2 pseudogenes are annotated in these 399 nt (G+C 32.3%); both read left to right on the top strand.

The window, feature by feature from the left end:
- Positions 1 to 150 (top strand): annotated as a pseudogene (locus tag ETC00_RS20205) (ABC transporter permease); the annotation flags it as partial.
- 5 nt (positions 151 to 155) lie between these two features.
- Positions 156 to 399: pseudogene (locus tag ETC00_RS20210) on the top strand (ABC transporter permease); the annotation flags it as partial.

Consider the following 399-nt stretch of genomic DNA (forward strand, 5'->3'; position numbering starts at 1 on the left):
GTCCAAAAACAACTAATACCTGATATCCCAGCAGTCATGGGTGGGGTCGTATATATATCAATTGTAATATCTTTAGCAAACTTAATTATTGATATATTTTATGCTTTAATCGATCCAAAATTACGTAGTGAAATTAACGAAAGGAAGTGAGGCATATGGTAAAACTTACAACAAAGATAGCTTCCTTAAACCTATTCGCAAGTTATGCTATTGCAACTTATATTTTAGTTATATTAACGAGTGCATTAAATCTTTTTAAAGGTTATGTGGCTGATACGTTCTATATTGCTGAAACATTGCTAATCGTTTTAACCATCATTTTAATTATCATCTTAACAACGGAACAAACATGGAAGCATCATGACCTATGGCGACGTATCGTCGAAGTGTTGTTATTGT

The sequence above is a fragment of the Brevibacillus sp. MCWH genome, from assembly GCF_013096935.1.
GTDB classification, from domain to species: Bacteria; Bacillota; Bacilli; order Brevibacillales; family Brevibacillaceae; genus Brevibacillus; species Brevibacillus aydinogluensis.